Raw genomic sequence first — 19,056 nt, 5'->3', positions numbered from 1 at the left:
CTCTTTCACTCACTCTTCTTCACTAACCCTTTTGCTCATGAACTTCAAGCCCTGGAAGCTTTCGTTCCTCGTTGCCTTGTCGGTTTCCGGCTCTGCCGCTTTCGCTCAGAGTGCGCAGACCGCACAAAAGTCACTCGAACTGGAGCGCTACAATGAAGCCCGTGGTGCTCTGCTCCGTCAAGGTCAGTCGCCTGAGGCGATGTACGAGTTGGGTCGCCTGTACCAAATGCGGGAAATGCCTGATTCAGCTGCTTTCTACTTCAGCAAAATCACTCCAAATGCCGATTCTCCTATGTCGTTGGTAGCCGCTGGTCGTGCTGCGCTGGCGAAAGGGAATGAGGCAGAGGCGGCAAACCAGTTTGACAAAGCGGTAAAAGCCACCAAGAAGAAGGAGGCATTCAACACGCTAAAGCTGATTGCACAAGCTTACGCTGAGTCTGATGTTAAAGACACGGCTAAGGCTATAGCCTATGTAAACGCTGCACAAACGGCGAACAAAGGCAAGGACGATTTGGGGCTAATGATTGCTCGCGGCGACATTTACCAGAAGTCTGAGAATGGTGGCGGCGAGTCAATGGGTAGCTACGATCGCGCGTTGATCGTAGATCCAAACTCGGTGATGGCTAACTACCGTAAAGGTCAGTTGTATGTGCGTTCGCGTAACTTCAACGAGGCTCGTACTTCTTTTGAGAAGGCTATTAGCCTCGACGCGAACTTCGCCCCTGCTTATCGCGATCTGGCTGAGATGTACTACTTCGCCAAGCAGTACGACTTAGCGCTGTCTACCTTTCAAAAATATATGTCGATAGCGGAGAAGACGCCTAGCACGAATGCTAAGTACGCTTCTTTCCTCTACCTAACTGGTAAATATCCAGAGGCCCTGACTGAAATACAAAACGTATTGAAGATAGACCCGAATAACCTGACAATGAACCGTTTGCTGGCTTACTCTCTCTATGAGAACAAGCAGAACGACCTAGCATTGCCAGCGATGGAGAAGTACATGAAGATGGCCCCCGCCAACAAGATTATCCCCGAGGATAATGTCTATTATGGCAAAATGCTGATGGGTGCTGGTCGTACGGATGAAGGCGTTGCTATCATCGAGAAGGCTATTCAGGCTAATCCAGATAAAGCTGGTGATCTGCAAAACGACTTGGCTCAGGCTTACCTTGCTAAGAAAGACTATGCGAAGGCTATTGCCACGTACCAAGCTAAAATTGCCGCTCAGGGCGATAAGCCTGAACTAGCTGACCAGATCTATCTGGCCCGTGCTTATGAGCAAAACAAGCAGTTTGCTGAAGCTGACAAACTCTATGGTGCGGTAGCAACAGCTCGTCCTACCTACGTGCCAGTATATTTGATGCGTGCTCGTGCTAACTTTGGTCTGGATCCAGATTCCAAGCAAGGTACTGCTAAGCCTCATTATGAGAAGTTCATTGAGGTAGCCAAAGCAAACGACCCTACTAAATACAAGGAAGGTTTGGTTGAGGCTAACAAGTATCTTGGCTACTACTACTATCAAAAAGGCGAGAAGGCCACTTCACTGCCTTATTGGAAGGAAGTAATAGCTTTGGACCCAAATGATACGCAGGCTAGCACCGCTATCACTGAGATTACGAAGCGTAAGAAGTAATTACTTCAATGATCCATAAAAAAGCCCCCCCAGCATATGCTGGGGGGCTTTTTTATGGATCATTGAAGTAATGCAGCCTAATTAGGCCTACTCATTAGCATCGGCGGCAAACTTCTCCCACTTCTCTAGCACGGTAGCAAAATCGGCTGGCAACTCCGACTCGAAGTGTAATTGCTGACCCGTATCAGGATGCTCGAAGCCTAAGGATTTGGCGTGCAATGCTTGGCGAGGCATTATAGCAAAAGCTTTCTCAACAAAAGCCTTGTAGGAGCCCGTACGCTGTCCATACAGGATTTTGTCGCCCCCATAGGTGGCGTCGGAGAACAGTGGGTGGCCAATATGCTTCATGTGCACCCGGATCTGATGCGTACGTCCGGTTTCGAGGTTGCATTGCAGTAGCGCTACATGCCGGAATGTTTTGAGCACTTTGTAATGCGTAACAGCGTGCTTTCCCTGCTCACCATCAGGAAATACGGCTTGTACCTTACGATCTTTCGCGCTACGGCCTACATGGCCTCTTATAGTGCCTTCCATCTCCTTCGGAATCCCCCAAACCAGTGCCAGGTACGTGCGCTCGATAGTATGATGGAAGAACTGCTGCGAGAGGTGTGTCATAGCCCACTCCGATTTGCCTATTACCAGCAGGCCTGATGTATCCTTATCAATGCGATGTACTAGTCCAGGACGTATTTCGCCGTTGCGGCCCGTAGGAAGATTCTGCAGATGGTGGGCCAATCCGTTGACCAACGTGCCCTGCCAGTTTCCGAAAGCCGGATGCACAACCAATCCGGCGGGCTTGTTTACAAGTAACAAGGCCGAATCCTCGTAGGGAATATCCAGCTCCATCGGTTCAGGTACCACCTTAAACTCCCGGGGCGGCTCCGGCAGCGTGATGGTGATAATGTCATACGGCTTAATCCGGTAGCTGGCCTTAACCACTTTTTCGTTCACCTGCACTGCCTCAGCCAGAATAGCATTCTGAATCTTGGTGCGCGAGGTGTGCGAAAGTCGATTCAGCAGAAACTTGTCTAAGCGCAGCATCTCCTGCCCCCGATCTACCTGAATACGGTGGTGCTCATAGAGTTCGTCGCCGCCCTCGCCCATTTCTTCGTCAGCCAGATCATCGGGGGGCAAATTTTCAGTAAGCATAAGTAGCTGGTACGCTTTTGTTAATCAGGTCTCAAAACAAGAAAGCCGGAACATTAAGTCCCGGCTTTCTAAGGCAATAGGATAAAGAAAGATTACTTCTTTTTGCCCTTCTTAGCAGTGTTTGCTGCTGGCGTAGCAGCCGGTGCGGCTGGTGTAGTCTTAGCCGGTGCAGCAGCCGCAGCTTGATTGGCACCAGGTGTTACACCCATTTTCTTGAGGATCATGTCGGAGATATCGCCTTCTTTAGGGCCGTGCAATAGCACTGGGCTAGCACCATCCGAGTTCAATACATAGGTATAGCCGTTTTCAGTGGCTACAGCATCAATTGTCTTTTGCAACTTATCCAAAGCTGGCTTCAGCAGTGTTTGCTGCTTCTGCTGGAGTGAGTTGTCGGCGCTGCGCTGAAACTCCTGAATAGAGCCCTGCAGGCCCGTCAATTCTTTCTCCTTATCAGCGCGCACCACTTCCGTCATAGTGTTAGCAGTCTTCTGATAAGCTTCAGCCTTTGTCTGGTAATCGGCAATTTTGCTCTTCAACTGAGCCTCCAACTGCGAGCTATATGCTTTCAGATCTGACTCGATCTGCTTGCTTTCAGGCATCTGGCTGAGCACATAGTCCACGCTAGTGTATCCGATCTTTAGCGGAGCCTGGGCTAGGGTAGTCGTAGCGGTTGTGAAAGTAAGGGCGGCCGCGGCCAAAGCAAAGCGGATTTTGTTCATGGTGGTCATTAAAAGGGAAGTTGCAAGTTAGAAAGTCAAAGTTAATTTTTTCGTTTTACCGGCTGAGCCGGCTGCCGGGTGCGAGGGGCCGGACGGGTAGCAGCTGGGGCATCAGTCGCCTCAGCATCTACACCATCGGTGGGCGTAGTTGGCGTTTCTACCGTCTGTACTGCGCCCTTTTTACCAGGTTGGTTCTTTTCTTCAGAAGCTAAACCCAGTTCCTCCAGTACAAATTCAGTGTAGTCATGGACTGGATTCGTATAGAGCATGGTTAAGTCGCCAGCCTTATCAAATACAATTGCCAGCTGTTTCTTCTTCGCCACCCGTTCGATGGCCTCAAACACTTGATCCTGAACAGGTTTAGTTAATTCTTGGCGCTTTTTGAATAATTGCCCTTCGAAACCAAAGATCTTATTCTGATACGCTTTTATTTCCTGCTCTTTCTTTAGTATTTCATCCTGCCGCTTCTTTTTTGCAGCTTCCGTCAATAACACTTCTTCTGCCTGATAAGTGCGATATAGCTTATCAAGATCCTTCTTTTGGTTCTCGATATCTTTTTGCCAGTTACCGGACAGCGTATTCAACTCCTGCTGGGCAGCAGCGTAGGCCGGCAGTTTACCCATCACAAACTCGGAATCTACATACCCAAACTTTTGCGCTTGAGCTGCAGAAGCCGTTAGTAATCCTGCTAGTACAATGAAAAGAGAAGAAAGTAGCTTTTTCATGGCAGAGATTTTAAGAATCTAGCTAACTGGCTAATGAATTAGCGAATCTGCTGGCCAATAATGAAGTGGAAAATACCCTCCTTCTTAGTCTGGCCAGGCACCGTGTCAAGTGGTAAGCCATAGTCGAACCCGAGCAAACCGAATGCCGACATAAATATGCGGGCACCAACCCCTACCGAACGGTACAGCTTATAAGGATTGTAATCGGTATACTGATCAAAAGCATTACCGGCTTCTGCAAAGCTCAACACATACACCGTTGCTGCCGGATTAAGCGACACTGGATAACGTAACTCCATTACGTATTTATTGTAGGCTACACCTCCACTCGAAGCCTGTCGAGCCGTCGGAATAGAATTGGCATCTCCTGGGTCACCATACCCACGCAGACCGATATATTCTGTACCGATGAGGAAGTTAGAGGAACCCCCATAACCTAAGCCCGAGCCACCTAACTTGAAGCGCTCGAAAGGTCCAATCTGCCGATCAGAGCCATACGAGCCGATGTAGCCAAAGTGAGCCCGAGAATTGAGTACCAGCTTCCCAACGATTGGGGTAAACCACGAAGCGTCGAACATCCACTTATGAAACTCAACCCACTCATTCACGGAAGGATGAGCACCATTGAACACCGAGTACGGAGGTGTTAAATTCACGCTAAGCGACAGCGACGAGCCACGACGAGTGTACGTTGGATTGTCGATGCTATTGCGCGACAGCGTGGTGTTCAGTGTGATGTTATTCGCGTTGCCGGTACCATTCCGGAAGAACTCCGTACCAAAAGCCGGATAATTTTTCAGATCATATTGACTAACTGATAGCGAATTGCTGAGTGTAAAGTAGTCATCAGGGAAACGCAGCTGCCGGCCTAAGCCAAGAGAAGCACTATTAACCTTGATATACCGATCAGTACTAGCGTCAAGAGCTTGTCCCAATCGCTGAATGCTCTTATTCAGGCTAAAGGTGAGCGAATTGCGCTTACGACCACCTAACCAAGGCTCGGTGAAAGAGAAAGAATAGGCTTGATATTGCAGACCATTGGCTTGCACGTTCAGAGCTAAACGTTGTCCGTCGCCGGCTGGCACCGGCTTCCAGTTGCGAAAGTCACCGGCTTTGCGCAGTGAGAAGTTGTTGAAAACCAAACCTACGGTGCCAATAAAGCCTGCATAGCCACCCCAGCCGCCCGAAAGCGTGATCTGATCAGAAGGTTTCTCAACTACTGTGTAGTTGATGTCTACTGTACCCTCTGCTGGATTAGGTACGGGGTTAATACCAACTTTTTCTGGGTCGAAGTAGCCGAGCGTCGATATCTCCCGCTGCGAGCGAATTAACAGTTCCCGGTTGAATTTGTCCCCCGGTAGCGTCCGTAGCTCACGGCGTAGTACATGGTCGCTGGTTTTGGTGTTGCCTGCTATGTTCACCTCTTTAATGCGGGCCTGAACACCTTCGCTTATCCGCATTTCTAGGTCAATAGAGTCTCCTTCAATCTTGGTTTCTACCGCATCAATATTGAAGAACAGGTAGCCATCATTCATGTAAAGCGACTGCACATCCTGCCCCGTAGGGTTATAGCTAATCCGCTTCTCGAGCTCTTCCTTGTTGTAAACGCTTCCCTTCTTGATGCCTAGAACCGACGCCAGTGTCTTATCATCATACAGATAGTTGCCGTTCCAAGTGATATTACGGAAGTAATACTTGGGGCCTTCATCTACCGTAATTCGTAAGGCCAACCCGTCATCCTGACGAATCAACGTATCAGAAACAATAACAGCGTCCCGGTAGCCTTCAGCATTATAAAACTCCAGCAGCTTTAGCTTATCCTCTTCGTATTCAGCCCGTTGAAACTTACCTGCCGTCAGCAGTTTATACGACTTTTTAGCTTTTGTCTTCTTAAGCTTCTTCTGCAGCTTCCCATCAGTGAATGCTTCGTTACCTTCAAAAGCAATATCACGAATACGAATTTTATCCCCTTTATCTACTTTGATTTTGAGTACGACACTATTAGAAAGACTTGAGTCAGGTACTTGCGTAATGCTAACCTTGGCATCAAGAAATCCTTTGTTTGTATAGAATTTGCGTACCTGAGTGCGAGTGTTATTTAGTAAAGCATCCGTAACCACTTTACCCCGGATAAGCTTGATCTTATCGCGCAGTTCATCACCTTGGCCTTTACTAATTCCTACAAAGTCGAATTTAGATAGGCGAGGACGCTCACTAAGGAAGAAATCGAGGAAAACACGTTGACCATCTATACGAGTAACGGATACACTCACATCACCGAGAATACCCTGTTCCCACAAGCGGCGAATAGCTTTGCCAATCTCCTCTCCCGGGATAGTTACTGGGTCGCCAACTCGCAGACCTGTGATGCCAATAAGCGTATTTGCATCCAGATACCGCGCCCCACTAATGGTAATACCCCCTAGCTCGTAGCGCTGAGGCTCGGCAGGTGCTGCTGCAGGAGTTTGGGCCTGCAACTGTCCGATGCCAACTATGCCAAGCGACACTACGAGGGCTAGTCGCGTGATAAATTTATTAAGAGAAGCAATCATTCTAAAAACTTACGAAACGGTTAGTTGCTCACTGGTTTTGCCAAACCGGCGCTCACGGCGCTGATAGGACTGAATGGCATCGTAGAAGTGCTCACGCCGAAAGTCAGGCCACAACAAATCAGTGATATAAAGTTCAGTATAAGCTAGTTGCCAAAGCAAAAAATTACTGATACGCTGCTCACCACTTGTCCGAATGAGCAACTCGGGGTCAGGAATGCCCCCCGTAGCAAGGTATTGGGCTACAGTTTCCTCATCCACGGCCGCGGGCGCTAGTCGGCCAGCGGCTACTTCCTCGCTAATGCGTCGCATGGCTTGAGTCAGGTCCCAACGGCCACTATAACTTAACGCTAGTACCAGCGTCATGCGAGTACCAGCACGGGTCAACTCTTTAGCTTCGGCTAGTTCACGCTGACAGGATGCTGGCAAACTATCGATCTGCCCAATAGACTCCAACCGAATACCGTTTTTGAGTAGGGTGGGGGTTTCCTGGCGAATAGTATGCACTAGAAGTTGCATCAAGGCGGTCACCTCATAAGCTGGCCGAGCCCAATTTTCGGTCGAAAAGGCGTAGAGCGTCAGATACGAAATGCCTAGCTCGGCAGCCGCTTCTACGGTGTCCCGCACAGCTGTAATAGCGCTTTGGTGGCCAAAAATCCGAAGGCCACCTTTTTGCTTAGCCCAACGCCCATTGCCATCCATAATAACGGCTACGTGGGCAGGTAAATTCTGAGAGTCAATTTCGGACCGAGAGGCCATTGCTATTTTTTGCGTAAAGAGGCTGCAAGTTACGCAAATGGTTGCATTTGCCTTCCGTATATGAGCGCTATAGGTATTCTGCGCTTTATTCGGGGCAATAGATTTTGTAGAATGTATAGGATATGCTTACCCCATTGTAGAAATACCAGTCTTTGGTATGAGGATTCGCTATAAAATCGTTTTGGTCGCCTAAGTGATCTAATTTATCCGAAAATGTCTTGCGAGCGCCGGCCTCTAATCCGAGATTCCACCGAGGAGATAAAGCATACTTTATACCTGCACCAACCGGAATCGCAACACCGAGCATACCTCCGCTAGTGCTAGGAATATTAAATCCCTGGCCCTCAAATGTCGTTTTGGTGTTGGCGTAAAATCCAGCAACTCCAATAAATACATAGGGCGTGAAGTGAATCTTGTCCTTGCGATTATGGTAATTGAAGAAGTTGTATTCCACTACGCCCGACACTTCAGCCAAGCCACCCTTCATAGTAGCTTGCCGATAGCTATTTAAAGGTGCGGTCGCATCATTTACACCTTTAACATTTTCGTCATTGGCTTGTAGCATTCCGCCCGTAAAAGCCCCCCGAAGCGTAATTGGCACTGAAATATCCTTTCGATAGAAGATAGTCAGAGCTGGTCTGTTATTCTCGAACTGATAATTCGGTGAGAGTTCACCTTTATAATTTAGCCCCCCAATACCAATACCTAACTCACTGGTATTTTGGGCGTTAGCAGAAGCAATAAAAAAAACACTCCCTACTTGCACAAGGCAAGTAAGGAGTGTTATGCGGAGAAACGATTGCAGCATCAGACTGACTCTTGAGTGAAATAGACAGCCAGATACTGGTGGCTATCGGAATTTAGGGCTCTTCACGCGTGGCTGAAGAATATAGTTAAGCGTGATACCAGTAACGATGTACCAGTCATCTTCATTGCTTTTACCACGCATATTTCCTGGATCATCAAAGCCAGCAAACTCGCCAGTGCGGCTAAGCGTAATGTCTCGACCAAAATACTGAGCAGCAGCGCTACGAAGATCAGCGTCCTGAGCAAAGTTACCGCTTACATCATCAATGTAGTCAGTGAATGTCTTGCGCCAGCCTATTTCCAAGCCGATATCAAAGTCCTTATTGATTTTGTAGCGAACGCCGCCACCAAATGGAATAGATATCTGTGTTTTGCTGTATCCTTCTGTTTGCCCTTCAGTATTCAGGGGCTGAAGCTCTACATAATCACCAGGATTCAAAGTCGTTGCGTTATCCTTCACTAAGCCCTTGGGGTTATGGTAGAAGGCAGCAACACCTGCAAATACGTAGGGCACAAAATCAGGACGCTTTACGTACGTATTGCGGTTCTCGATCAAGTCGAAAACACCAATTGCTGATAATTCAACTATGTCGTTGCGGAAGGCGAAGTTACGGTTGTAGCGATACTTAGCATCCGAATCGTTTTGGTTTGCAGCTTTCGTGTCGTCGCCAGTGATACGGCCATAAGACAGACCAGCACGACCAGATATCCGGGGGGCAAAACGGCGTGTGAAAGTCAAACCTATATTAGGCCGTGTAGCAGCAAAACGGAAGCTGGGAACGCTAGCCTTCGGTACAATATCACCGAAATAGTTCATGGCGTTCAGGCTTACCCCTACGGAATTGTACTGCTTCCGTCTGTTAAACTGCTGAGCGCTTGCCTCGTTGGCTACTAGTGCAAGCACGAGCAACACAGCTAAGGTGTGGGTAAAGAAATGCTTCATAATCAAACCAGGTTTAGTAATATCAGATTTTGAGAGAGCAGGGTAGCCAATAGGCACAGTAGCAGTCGGCGACAAAAGTAGGGGTTGTAAAGAACTTTAAAAACAAATATTACAAATAGCCTTTCACTTATACGGGTGTTCCAGCAGGGTTTCGCCGATCCAGACCCCAATTCAGCTTACTGCGCAAGGTGGTCAGAAAATTAACGTGATTCAATTTTACGAGTCGTGCCCCGAAGTTTTCCCGGCGTACAGCAATTTGCACATTAGCCTCCACGGGAACCGAGCGGGAATCAAGCGACAGCAGGAAATTATTGCTTCTACCTTCTATTTCAAAGGAAATCACGCTACGATCTGACACGATAAGAGGACGCACATTAAGATTGTGCGGACATACGGGTGCAATAATGAAATTGTTAGTTTGCGGCAACATTACAGGCCCTCCACAGCTCAAAGAATAACCGGTAGACCCCGTTGGAGTAGCTACAATCAGGCCATCTGCCCAATAGGAATTCAAATACTCACCATCTATGTAGGTATGCACCACAATCATAGACGACGTATCACGCTTGAGAATGGAGAATTCGTTAAGACCAAAATTGATCTTGCCGAAAACCTCCGGATCCGTTTCTACGCGAATCAAACTTCGTTCCTCAATTACGAAATGTCCCTTATATAAGGCGTCAATTGCCTGCGCGATGCGCTCTGGGGTGATGGTAGCTAAGAAACCGAGCCGACCAGTATTAATACCTAAAATCGGAATTTGCAGGCTTCCAACATAGGTTACTGTATCCAATAGAGTACCGTCGCCACCGATACTGAGGATAAATTGTACGCCCCGCAGAGAATCACCACGCTGAAAAACCGTAATTTTTTCGGGCAAGCGAAGCCGAGATGAGAGAGAAGAGTGAAACGACTCAGCAATAAGAATATCAGTCTGACGAGATACCAGATCATCTAGCAAAGCCTGAACGAAAGGCAAGGTTGAGTCGTCGAGGGGCTTACCAATTATGGCGATTTTCATAACAAAAGAGTAACCTGCGGTAAACCGTCGGGGTAGAATTTAGATAGGAAAATCGGTACGAAAGAAGAACCCGCCTTCGCCTCGGCCATTACGGGTGTATTCTACCGTTAGTACCCGATCGTAGTAGGTGACAAAATGCAAACCTACCCCAGCAGCCCCTAATAATTGGTTAGGCAACCTGTTTTCAGGTATGGTTGTACGAGCTAGCACGTACCCAGCATCGGTAAAGGTATTCAAATAAATAACCAAGGGTAAGGTGTTTATCTTGGAATTAGATATACCCTGCAACTTGATTTTACCAGCATCGAAAAGTCGGTAAGACACACTTTGTCGCGCTAATCCGTAATGGCGGCCGTCTACAACATAAGCATCATACCCACGCACATGGGCATCGTAACCAAGCGCTCGGTTGTCGGCGTAGCCTATCCGCTGGACCAGCCGCAGTTGGCCTTGCAAACTATAGTTATAGTAAAAATTGCCCCCAGAGCGAAATATTGAGCATAACGGCCTACGAGGGTAGTAATATCAGGGTTATTTGATGTCAGGAAAAGACGATGGAACAGTGCTACTTGAGCAAATCGGCCCGTGAGGGGATAAGCAAATGTATTCCGTTGATTCAAGGTGCTGGTGAGTTTGAGCTCCAAGTACTCCCGCCGCGACTTATTCAGAAAATACACAGGGTTTAGCTCAACAACTGAATCGGAAACCTGCTCCTTATAATAAGCCACATCGAAGGCAGAAAAACGCTGCACCGATTGGCGCCACCGTAGCCCCAGCGAACCATACTGGCGCATAAGCGGAAACCCATCTTCGGGGCGAAATGTCACGAGCCGGTCGCGAAGAGTGGCATAGTCGAGGGCACGGCTGCGGGCGTAGGAAATGCCTGCCCCAAAACCAATACGTCGGCGCGGACCATAGCCAGGTGCTTCATAAAACAACTCATAACGGCGGTTGAAGCCCAACTGCACATTAGCGCGTACTTCCTCATTGCGGCCCCGAAAGTTTTTGCGCACAATGTATAGCCCATAATTAACCCGACGCCATCGATCGGGGCGGTCCAGCCAGGCGTTGAAATTGCGCTCAGCAAACGAAAGTGTGGGAATAGGAAAGGTGTACCACCGCTCCTGCACTGCGAACAACACTGTGATTTCGCCATTTCGGCAAACCGTCTGCTGAATGACGCTATGAAATAGCCGCAGGTTGAATAGTCGCAGGCGGTTACTTTCCAAACGAGCAGCCAACGTAGCAGCGGTCAGTGTGTCACCTTCTTGGAAATCCAACTCAGCGCGTAGCACTACTTCCTTGGTTACTTCATTACCTGCAAATAAAATGGTGCCTACACGCACAACAGCATACTGCGGGCATTGCGCCTGCAGCAAGCTATCAGCTGGAGCGCGTCTTACAGAGTCAGGAAACGGGCCGGGGGGCAAAATACTGCTACCCAGCAGTAAGGAAAGCAAACAAGCGAGCAGGCTCAAGTAGGTAACAATAGAGATGGAGAATCGGGGGGAGCGCAATTCCCATTCCGCAATGCCAAGAATGGTTCTGATCCTGCAATATCTATCTGCTGACCTATCATTCTATGCACTTCCACTGCTCGTTCCCTCAAAGATTTGCTCTTAAAGGCTTAAATACTTCAGGAGGGCATCGAAGCGGTCCTGCTCACCCTCGCCTACATCAGTAGAACCGCTAAACTGAGCGGTGATAACGTAGCCAAACCGTTCCAGCGTAGCTACAATGCGGGTAAGAGAGGGCGTATTGAGCTTAAGCGTTAGTCGGATTTTATATGGGTCGTTTTCATCCTGCGCGACGTGGGCGCTTAGAATTTTAGCGTTATTTTCCTCTACGTACCTGCTTATTTGAGTAAGAGAATAATCGCGCTCATCCATAGAAAGCACTAAAATGCCCCCCTGCCCTACAGCGATAGGCATTTGTCCGAGCGCGGCTAGCGTATCACCAACCGTCACTACGCCCATATATTCACGCTGCTCATCGAGGACGGGCACCAGCTGAATTTTATTCTGGATAGCTATTTCCATGATGCTATAGAAATGTTGATCGTGCTGCACATGCACATCGGCATAGCCCAGCGTCAGGTGGCTGAGCAACTCCTCCGTCTGGTCATAGTCCAGCAGATCAGATTCGGTAATAAGACCGCGGTACTGGCGGTTATCGACGACGGGCAGCTGCCCCACGTGAAACTCCTCCAGCCATTTGGCAGCCTTCCCGGTTGAGTCCGTCACTTGTAGTGCCGGAATCATATGGTTGAGCAATTCTTCGGCAAGCATAGAATGCATGTGTAGGCTGAGAAACGGAAGTAAACGTGGATAAGCTACGAACCAAAAGGCAAACAAGCGCCAAGGAGCAAACTTTGTTTCGCTAAGTTGGCTCCGAGTTGCAAACAGAAATGAGATTTGCCTTCTATGATACGGAACTAACGACCTGCTGGCGCTTAGTGCTATGCAGAAACTGACGGAGCCGAGCATTAAACGCCTCGGGACGCTCCATCATGGGCGCGTGACAACAGTGGTCCAGAAAATGCAGCTCCGAGTTGGTGATGAGGCGGTGGAACTCGTGCGCTACTATCGGGGGGGTAATTGTATCGTTAAGGCCCCAGACGAGCAGGGTTGGCACCTGAATTCGGCCTAAGTCTTTGGCTAAATTATGGCGCTGCGCTGAGCGAGCGATGTTAATGATACGAAGCACTTTGATGTTCGAGTTCGTAACGTTAAATACCTCATCTACTAAGTCTTTGGTCGCTAATGTAGGGTCGTAAAACGTGTAAGCTACCCGCTGCTGCACGAAACCATAGTTACCCCGTTTTGGAAACGAGCTACCCATCGAGTCTTCAAATAGACCACTACTGCCAGTGAGCACTAGGCGTTGCACCTGCTGCGGATTGTGCAGGGTGTAAACCAGCGCCACATGACCGCCCAGCGAGTTACCAAGTAATGTAAAAGGCTGATGCAAGCTCATTTCGGCCACAAATTCCTCTACATATCCCACCAATCCAGGCACGCCAGCCTTGGTAAGAGGCATCTCATAAATCGGCAGCATGGGGATGATGACGCGGTAGTCGCGCGCGAAATCACTCACGACGTCCTGCCAGTTGCTCAGGGCGCCAAACAAGCCGTGCAGGAGCAGGAGCACCTCGCCGGTGCCTTCCTCCACGTACTGAAATCCATTCTTTTCCTTAATCTGCAATTCCATCATCTCGGCTTCTCAGCGGGCAGACGCGGGTACGGCGGGTGCCGACCGAGCGTCCATTGCAATGATACAACACTTGACCCAATTGCCGAGCAAGGCTAAGCCGTGACTCGTCAGTAATGCTTCGGGATGGAATTGTACGCCGTAGAGCGGCAATGAGTGGTGACGCAAGGCCATTATTTCTTGATGTTCATCCGTAGTGTGAGCCAGCGGCACTAGTGTTTCGGGCAAGCCGCTGATTAATAAGGAGTGATAGCGCGTAACTTTAAGCTTGGGAGGCAAATTTTGAAATAACATCTCCTGGGGGGCAAATTCGATTTCCGAGACTTTGCCGTGCATAGGCCGCACAGCACGTTGCAGTTTTGCCCCAAAAAATTCGCCTAATGCTTGGTGCCCTAGGCACACGCCTAGCATCGGTACCCGCTGATGATACGCTTGGATTAGTTCGGGCATTACGCCTGCTCTGCTCGGGGTACCTGGCCCGGGCGACAACACGATTGCATCGAACTCCAGCTCCCTGATAGCTTCCAGAGGCACATCGTTGCGCACGACTTGAACCTGCACCTGCAACTGCTGCAAGTAGTCCAGCAGGTTGTAAGTGAAGGAATCGAAGTTGTCGAGCAGAAGAAGCCGCACAGGATAACTAACTAGTTGAATAACTAAGAAACTGAGCTGTTAATAGGTTGAAAGGTTGCAAGCTTAAAGCCTTGCTTGTTCACCTTACAAGCGACAAACAAATTAGCTTCAGTAATAGCTCAATAGTTCAGCTCTAAAATACCCCCCGCAGGCGGGTTAGAAGAGTACTAGCGAAAGGCATCACAAAACCCACCACCTCTAAGGCTACTGGGGTGGCCTGTCGCACAACGGGGAGCATTTGCGAGTCGCCAGTTATGGTGGGCGAGAGCAGATTTACCCCAGCTAAGCCCAAACCGTGCAGAAGCAGGCTTAAACCCAATATCCATTTTAACGCCCCAGCAGCGCCGCCCAGCAAGTTGTCGAGCAAGCCGAGCGGGGTCAGATGCACGGCACTCTTTACAAAACTGCCTAACAGATGAACTCCCCAAGCAATGAGTACGCACACCAGCAAGAATGACACGATGGGGAGTAGCCCAAAGGCCTCGCCCACATAATGCCGAACCAGCGGAATAGCATCGTTGAGCAGGCTGAGCCCGCCTACTACTCCCAGCACAAAGGCCAACAGCGACGCGACTTCCAACACTAAGCCCCGCCGAAATCCCTTCACTGCGCCCACGCCCACCACCAACAGCAAAAAGAGGTCGAAACCAGACATTTTGGAAGGGGCTAAAAAATTAGGAATTGGAGCTAGAAATAGATTTAAGCTCCCAACTCCTTAAAAATTACACGTTTGTATTGTTCAGCAAGTGACCTACAACTTGCGAAATCATGCGCCCGTCTGCTTGGCCACCTAACTCGCGAGCTGCTACCCCCATTACTTTGCCTAGGTCTGAAGGACCAGTGGCGCCCACGCGCTGAATAATATCAACGAGACGCTCAACCAAATCGGCTTCGGAGAGTTGCTGAGGTAAATATTCTTCGATGATGGCCAACTCCGCCAGCTCAATTTCTTCGAGGTCGGAGCGGAACTGCTTCTGGTAGGTTTCGGCGGCTTCGCGGCGCTGCTTGGCCTGCTTGGTGAGCAGCTTGATTTCGGCCTCAGGCGTGAGGGCTGCGCCGTGGGCACCTTCAGCTGTTTCGGCCAGCAGGATCTGCGCCTTGATGCTACGCAGAGCCGTGAGGCGTACTTTATCTTTGGCAAGCATTGCCTGCTTAATAGCGGCGTCAATAGTTTCTTTCAGGGCCATATTAGGGAATTTTAAAGTAAAAAAAGCCGCCAGTGACGAACGGGCGGCGAGCCAACGAACCAAAAAAAGCTCCCGTAAAATCGGCGTACTTTCGCGGTGCGCTGGCTTCAGATCAAAGCCAATTTTCGCTTTTTAAAGAGATGACAAAACTAAGCGTAAACATAAACAAAATCGCTACCCTGCGGAATGCCCGCGGCCACAACCGCCCCGATGTGCTGCAAGTGGCCCGCGACTGTGAGCGGTTCGGTGCGCAAGGCATCACGGTGCACCCACGGCCCGATGAGCGCCACATCCGCTACCAAGACGTGCGCGATCTTAAACGGATTGTGACCACCGAGCTAAACGTGGAAGGCAACCCGACGCCCGATTTTATTAATCTGGTGCGGGAAGTGCGCCCCGAGCAGGTAACGCTTGTGCCTGACGCACCCGATGCTATTACTTCCAACGCAGGCTGGGACACCGTCGAGCATCAGATTTATCTCTTGGGCGTTGTGACGGAACTCAAGGCGCTGGGGTGTCGGGTTTCCATTTTTCTCGATCCCAATCCGGCCATGGTAAAGGCTGCCGTAGGTACGGGCACCGACCGGATTGAGCTCTATACGGAGGCGTATGCCCAACAATTTCATGCTGACCCAGCCGCGGCTATTGCGCCTTATCGCACCGCGGCTATTCTGGCGCAGGAGCTTGGTATTGGCCTGAATGCCGGCCACGATTTAGACCTGGACAACCTGGCTTACTTAAAGCAAAACTTGCCCGGCCTGGAAGAAGTGAGCATTGGGCACGCGCTCATCTGTGATGCGCTCTACTTCGGGTTGGAAAACACAATTCAGCTGTACCGCCGGCAATTGGTGTAGGAACGCATCACGCCCGCTGTGGCGTTAGACCGTGCGCTTTTCGCTTACTTTATCAGGCTGTGTATCCCCCAACTTCAACTACATGCCCCGTCTTTCCCTCTCCGATTTTCTGCAAGGCTCGCCCGACGTGCCCATTCTGGATGTGCGGGCACCGGTAGAATTCGCCCACGGCCACATTCCGGGAGCCGTGAGTTTGCCCCTATTTACGGATGAGGAACGGGCCCGCATTGGCACCGCTTACAAGCAGGTTAGTCAGGAGAGAGCCATCCATATCGGTCTGGATTTCTTTGGCCCGAAGATGAGCAAGATGGTGAAGCTGGCGCAGAAAATTGCCCCCCAGAAGGAAGTGCGGCTGCATTGCTGGCGGGGTGGCATGCGCAGCGGAGCCGTGCTGTGGCTGCTAGAGTTGGCCGGTTTTAAAGTACATCTGCTGGATAAAGGCTACAAAGACTACCGCCGCTGGGCGCTAGCTCAATTTGCTCAGCCGCGTTCCTTGTTCGTGCTGGGTGGCCTGACGGGCAGCGGTAAAACCGACGTACTGCACGAGCTAGCCCGCCAAGGTGAGCCCATTGTTGATCTGGAGGGTTTGGCCAGCCACAAAGGCTCGTCGTTTGGCAGCATTGGGTTGTCGCCGCAGCCTACGGCCGAGCAATTTGAGAACGACTTGGCTCTTGCATTGGCAAATTTGCCCCCCAACGCCGTGCCGTGGTTCGAAGATGAAAGCTTGTCTATCGGCCGCGTGACCATTCCAAAGCCGCTTTTCGAGCAAATGCGCCTTGCTCCGCTCGTAGTGCTCGACATTCCGCGGGCGGTGCGCACCAGTAAGCTAGCAGCTGAATATGGCCGCGAAGACCCCGCCGAGCTTGCTGGGGCCATTCAGCGCATCAGTAAGCGTTTGGGTGGTTTGGCAACGAAGGAAGCGTTGACAGCCATTGAGGCGGGCGACATGGAGAAAATGGTGGACATCGCGCTTGATTATTATGACAAAACCTACGGCCATGGGTTAAACACCAAAATCAACAGCACTATCGTGCGTGTTCCATCTAACACCTGCGACCCGGTAGTGAATGCGGAACTGGTACGGGCCGCGGCCAAAACGGTAGTCGCACAGTCTCTTTTTGCTTCTCGGGGCGTGGCTTAATTCCAACTTCCACCGTAAGCTGCAAAGCGCTACGATACCCTTCTTATTTAATCTATGATCTCCGAAGAAATCGACCAAATCCGCCTCACTCAGTATAGTCATGGGGCAGGCTGCGGCTGCAAAATCGCGCCGAAAGTGCTTGACCAAATTCTGCATACCAGCATTCCGCAGCCCCAAAATGATAAGTTGCTAGTAGGCAATAGCTCCCGCGACGATGCAGCCGTGTTCGATATCGGTGGCGGTCAGGCCATTATCAGTACCACCGACTTTTTCATGCCCATCGTAGATGACGCCTACGACTTTGGGCGTATTGCCTCGGCCAATGCCATCAGCGACGTGTATGCCATGGGCGGCCGACCGGTTATGGCTATTGCCGTGCTAGGTTGGCCCATCGATAAATTGCCCCCGAGGTGGCGCGTCGCGTTATTGAAGGTAGCCGTAGCATCTGCGCCGAAGCGGGTATTCCCCTAGCGGGCGGCCACAGCATTGACTCGCCAGAGCCCATTTTTGGCTTGGCCGTGACTGGTATGCTCGATATTGCTAACCTCAAGCGCAACGACACGGCAACGGCTGGCTGTGAGTTATATCTAACCAAACCGTTGGGCGTAGGCATGATGACCACAGCGCAAAAACGCGCCATTCTGCGGCCTGAGCACGAGCAAATTGCCCCCCAGCAAATGATGCAGCTTAACAAAATTGGCTATGAACTTGGGCAACTAGCCGCCGTGCACGCCATGACCGACGTGACTGGTTTTGGTCTGCTCGGGCACTTGGCGGAGGTATGCGAAGGCAGCAACGTGACGGCAGAAATTGACTTCGCGAAAGTTCCTTTGCTCAAGGAAGCAGAGGAATACCGTCAGCAAAAAGCAGTGCCCGGCGGCACAATCCGTAACTGGGACAGCTACGGCCACAAAATCGGGCCGGTAACAGATGAGCAGCGTCAGTGGCTTTGCGACCCCCAAACGTCGGGTGGCTTGCTGGTGTGCGTAGCGCCGGAAGGACGCGAGGCAGTGGGGGGCATTTTTGCCCAGTACGGCCTTGACTTGCAATCCTTTGGCACGCTGCGGCCACATACGCCGGGCGAGGCCTGGATTCAGGTTCGGTAAGCGGTGAAGATATTCCAGATACTGCGGCCCCTGCTGGAAATTGGGGTGGTCGTGTTTGCCATTGTCTTCGGGCTACGCTTTATCACCAGCTTTTTCTCACAGAAAAGCAAAGTCTATCGGCCTACATTTCTGCGGCAATTTTACCTGCTATTCTGGCCGTTGCTGTGCCTAGGCGTGGGCTTGCCTAATTTGGGCTTCTACTTTTACACGACTCACTTAGCGCCCCACGAAGCCGTTTTGCTGCTGGCTCTGGCAGCCGTACTGCTGGGGTTTTCAATGCCAGCATTGCTGCTGCACGCTCAATATTACGCTCGCAATCTGCACACCACGCTGGTTTTTGACCCAAAGGACAATCGATTGGAAGTGTATGAAGGCCGTGTGCGCATTCCGTTCCGACAAAGCGAACTGGTGCGTGTGGAACGCGTTACTTGCAAGTCGAAGCGACTATTTTGGAGCAACTACGACTTTCTGCGCCTGCACCTACGCACTGGCGAAGTACTCACGCTTACGTCTTTGCTACTCAACCTCGCCCCACTGACGGAATTCTTGCGTAATACGCCCCTGGAGGACCGGCAGCGCTGGTTTTGCTGGACCTGAGTGACCGAATTGGCAACGCA

At 50.4% G+C, this 19,056-nt stretch carries 19 protein-coding genes and 1 pseudogene; 5 read left to right on the top strand and 15 right to left on the bottom strand.

All coding sequences use genetic code 11. The features are described from left to right. The first annotated feature begins 37 nt into the window (after nt 1-37). On the top strand, nt 38-1,636 hold the full coding sequence (locus G7064_RS13870; protein ID WP_166074050.1) for a tetratricopeptide repeat protein: 1,599 nt from the start codon (nt 38-40) through the stop codon (nt 1,634-1,636). 87 nt (nt 1,637-1,723) lie between these two features. Here G7064_RS13870 and G7064_RS13865 read toward each other — a convergent pair whose 3' ends face one another. The 15 genes from G7064_RS13865 to G7064_RS13795 all read right to left on the bottom strand — a co-directional run bounded on the left by G7064_RS13865 (nt 1,724) and on the right by G7064_RS13795 (nt 15,338). After that, the gene (locus G7064_RS13865; RefSeq protein ID WP_166074049.1) at nt 1,724-2,785 is read right to left on the bottom strand and encodes an RluA family pseudouridine synthase; all 1,062 of its coding nucleotides are present in this window, start codon (nt 2,783-2,785) and stop codon (nt 1,724-1,726) included. Nucleotides 2,786-2,877: 92 nt separating this feature from the next. Further along, complete coding sequence (locus G7064_RS13860; RefSeq protein ID WP_240935500.1) at nt 2,878-3,504, bottom strand: OmpH family outer membrane protein; 627 nt, start codon at nt 3,502-3,504, stop codon at nt 2,878-2,880. 41 nt (nt 3,505-3,545) lie between these two features. Further along, nucleotides 3,546-4,229, bottom strand: a complete 684-nt coding sequence (locus tag G7064_RS13855) for an OmpH family outer membrane protein (RefSeq protein WP_166074047.1) — start codon at nt 4,227-4,229, stop codon at nt 3,546-3,548. A gap of 38 nt (nt 4,230-4,267) precedes the next feature. Next, the gene (bamA, locus tag G7064_RS13850; protein WP_166074046.1) at nt 4,268-6,781 is read right to left on the bottom strand and encodes an outer membrane protein assembly factor BamA; all 2,514 of its coding nucleotides are present in this window, start codon (nt 6,779-6,781) and stop codon (nt 4,268-4,270) included. A gap of 9 nt (nt 6,782-6,790) precedes the next feature. Beyond that, on the bottom strand, nt 6,791-7,537 hold the full coding sequence (locus G7064_RS13845; RefSeq protein ID WP_166074045.1) for an isoprenyl transferase: 747 nt from the start codon (nt 7,535-7,537) through the stop codon (nt 6,791-6,793). Between the two features lie 85 nt (nt 7,538-7,622). Continuing rightward, on the bottom strand, nt 7,623-8,303 hold the full coding sequence (locus G7064_RS13840; RefSeq protein ID WP_166074044.1) for a DUF6089 family protein: 681 nt from the start codon (nt 8,301-8,303) through the stop codon (nt 7,623-7,625). 84 nt (nt 8,304-8,387) lie between these two features. Next, entirely contained in the window at nt 8,388-9,362 is a 975-nt protein-coding gene (locus G7064_RS13835) for a DUF6089 family protein (RefSeq protein WP_166074043.1), read from the bottom strand. A gap of 52 nt (nt 9,363-9,414) precedes the next feature. Next, nucleotides 9,415-10,308, bottom strand: coding sequence for an NAD kinase (locus tag G7064_RS13830; RefSeq protein ID WP_133274229.1), 894 nt, complete (start codon nt 10,306-10,308; stop codon nt 9,415-9,417). A 39-nt stretch (nt 10,309-10,347) separates the two neighbouring features. Continuing rightward, the gene (locus G7064_RS13825) at nt 10,348-10,764 is read right to left on the bottom strand and encodes a hypothetical protein (RefSeq protein WP_166074042.1); all 417 of its coding nucleotides are present in this window, start codon (nt 10,762-10,764) and stop codon (nt 10,348-10,350) included. After that, entirely contained in the window at nt 10,731-11,786 is a 1,056-nt protein-coding gene (locus G7064_RS13820; RefSeq protein WP_166074041.1) for a POTRA domain-containing protein, read from the bottom strand. Before G7064_RS13820 ends, G7064_RS13825 begins: the two co-directional genes overlap by 34 nt. Nucleotides 11,787-11,927: 141 nt before the next feature. Next, complete coding sequence (locus G7064_RS13815) at nt 11,928-12,605, bottom strand: CBS domain-containing protein (RefSeq protein WP_166074040.1); 678 nt, start codon at nt 12,603-12,605, stop codon at nt 11,928-11,930. 124 nt (nt 12,606-12,729) lie between these two features. After that, complete coding sequence (locus G7064_RS13810; protein ID WP_166075140.1) at nt 12,730-13,518, bottom strand: alpha/beta fold hydrolase; 789 nt, start codon at nt 13,516-13,518, stop codon at nt 12,730-12,732. A gap of 12 nt (nt 13,519-13,530) precedes the next feature. After that, on the bottom strand, nt 13,531-14,151 hold the full coding sequence (locus G7064_RS13805; RefSeq protein ID WP_166074039.1) for an anthranilate synthase component II: 621 nt from the start codon (nt 14,149-14,151) through the stop codon (nt 13,531-13,533). 133 nt (nt 14,152-14,284) lie between these two features. Next, complete coding sequence (locus G7064_RS13800; protein WP_166074038.1) at nt 14,285-14,806, bottom strand: CvpA family protein; 522 nt, start codon at nt 14,804-14,806, stop codon at nt 14,285-14,287. Between the two features lie 67 nt (nt 14,807-14,873). Beyond that, entirely contained in the window at nt 14,874-15,338 is a 465-nt protein-coding gene (locus G7064_RS13795) for a GatB/YqeY domain-containing protein (RefSeq protein WP_133274234.1), read from the bottom strand. Nucleotides 15,339-15,478: 140 nt separating this feature from the next. Here G7064_RS13795 and G7064_RS13790 point away from each other — a divergent pair, with 140 nt between their 5' ends. The 4 genes and pseudogenes from G7064_RS13790 to G7064_RS13775 all read left to right on the top strand — a co-directional run bounded on the left by G7064_RS13790 (nt 15,479) and on the right by G7064_RS13775 (nt 19,036). Next, complete coding sequence (locus G7064_RS13790) at nt 15,479-16,192, top strand: pyridoxine 5'-phosphate synthase (RefSeq protein WP_166074037.1); 714 nt, start codon at nt 15,479-15,481, stop codon at nt 16,190-16,192. Between the two features lie 82 nt (nt 16,193-16,274). Then, complete coding sequence (gene mnmH / locus G7064_RS13785) at nt 16,275-17,333, top strand: tRNA 2-selenouridine(34) synthase MnmH (protein ID WP_166074036.1); 1,059 nt, start codon at nt 16,275-16,277, stop codon at nt 17,331-17,333. Nucleotides 17,334-17,387: 54 nt separating this feature from the next. After that, nucleotides 17,388-18,439 (top strand): annotated as a pseudogene (gene selD, locus G7064_RS13780) (selenide, water dikinase SelD). A gap of 3 nt (nt 18,440-18,442) precedes the next feature. Then, nucleotides 18,443-19,036 carry a hypothetical protein gene (locus tag G7064_RS13775; protein ID WP_166074035.1) on the top strand — a complete coding sequence of 198 codons (594 nt, stop codon included), beginning with the start codon at nt 18,443-18,445 and terminating at the stop codon, nt 19,034-19,036. Nucleotides 19,037-19,056: the final 20 nt, after the last annotated feature.

Origin of the sequence: Hymenobacter sp. HDW8 (assembly GCF_011305775.1) — a bacterium.
Lineage (GTDB): Bacteria > Bacteroidota > Bacteroidia > Cytophagales > Hymenobacteraceae > Hymenobacter > Hymenobacter radiodurans.
This window is presented reverse-complemented; position numbering and strand designations above follow the sequence as displayed.

Coding starts and splice junctions, on each gene's coding strand:
- G7064_RS13815 (WP_166074040.1), bottom strand. CDS start 12,605: ATGCATTCTATGCTTGCCGAAGAATTGCTCAACCATATGATTCCGGCA.
- bamA (WP_166074046.1), bottom strand. CDS start 6,781: ATGATTGCTTCTCTTAATAAATTTATCACGCGACTAGCCCTCGTAGTG.
- G7064_RS13855 (WP_166074047.1), bottom strand. CDS start 4,229: ATGAAAAAGCTACTTTCTTCTCTTTTCATTGTACTAGCAGGATTACTA.
- G7064_RS13865 (WP_166074049.1), bottom strand. CDS start 2,785: ATGCTTACTGAAAATTTGCCCCCCGATGATCTGGCTGACGAAGAAATG.
- G7064_RS13830 (WP_133274229.1), bottom strand. CDS start 10,308: ATGAAAATCGCCATAATTGGTAAGCCCCTCGACGACTCAACCTTGCCT.
- G7064_RS13870 (WP_166074050.1), top strand. CDS start 38: ATGAACTTCAAGCCCTGGAAGCTTTCGTTCCTCGTTGCCTTGTCGGTT.
- G7064_RS13860 (WP_240935500.1), bottom strand. CDS start 3,504: ATGAACAAAATCCGCTTTGCTTTGGCCGCGGCCGCCCTTACTTTCACA.
- G7064_RS13790 (WP_166074037.1), top strand. CDS start 15,479: ATGACAAAACTAAGCGTAAACATAAACAAAATCGCTACCCTGCGGAAT.
- G7064_RS13800 (WP_166074038.1), bottom strand. CDS start 14,806: ATGTCTGGTTTCGACCTCTTTTTGCTGTTGGTGGTGGGCGTGGGCGCA.
- G7064_RS13810 (WP_166075140.1), bottom strand. CDS start 13,518: ATGGAATTGCAGATTAAGGAAAAGAATGGATTTCAGTACGTGGAGGAA.
- G7064_RS13845 (WP_166074045.1), bottom strand. CDS start 7,537: ATGGCCTCTCGGTCCGAAATTGACTCTCAGAATTTACCTGCCCACGTA.
- mnmH (WP_166074036.1), top strand. CDS start 16,275: ATGCCCCGTCTTTCCCTCTCCGATTTTCTGCAAGGCTCGCCCGACGTG.
- G7064_RS13795 (WP_133274234.1), bottom strand. CDS start 15,338: ATGGCCCTGAAAGAAACTATTGACGCCGCTATTAAGCAGGCAATGCTT.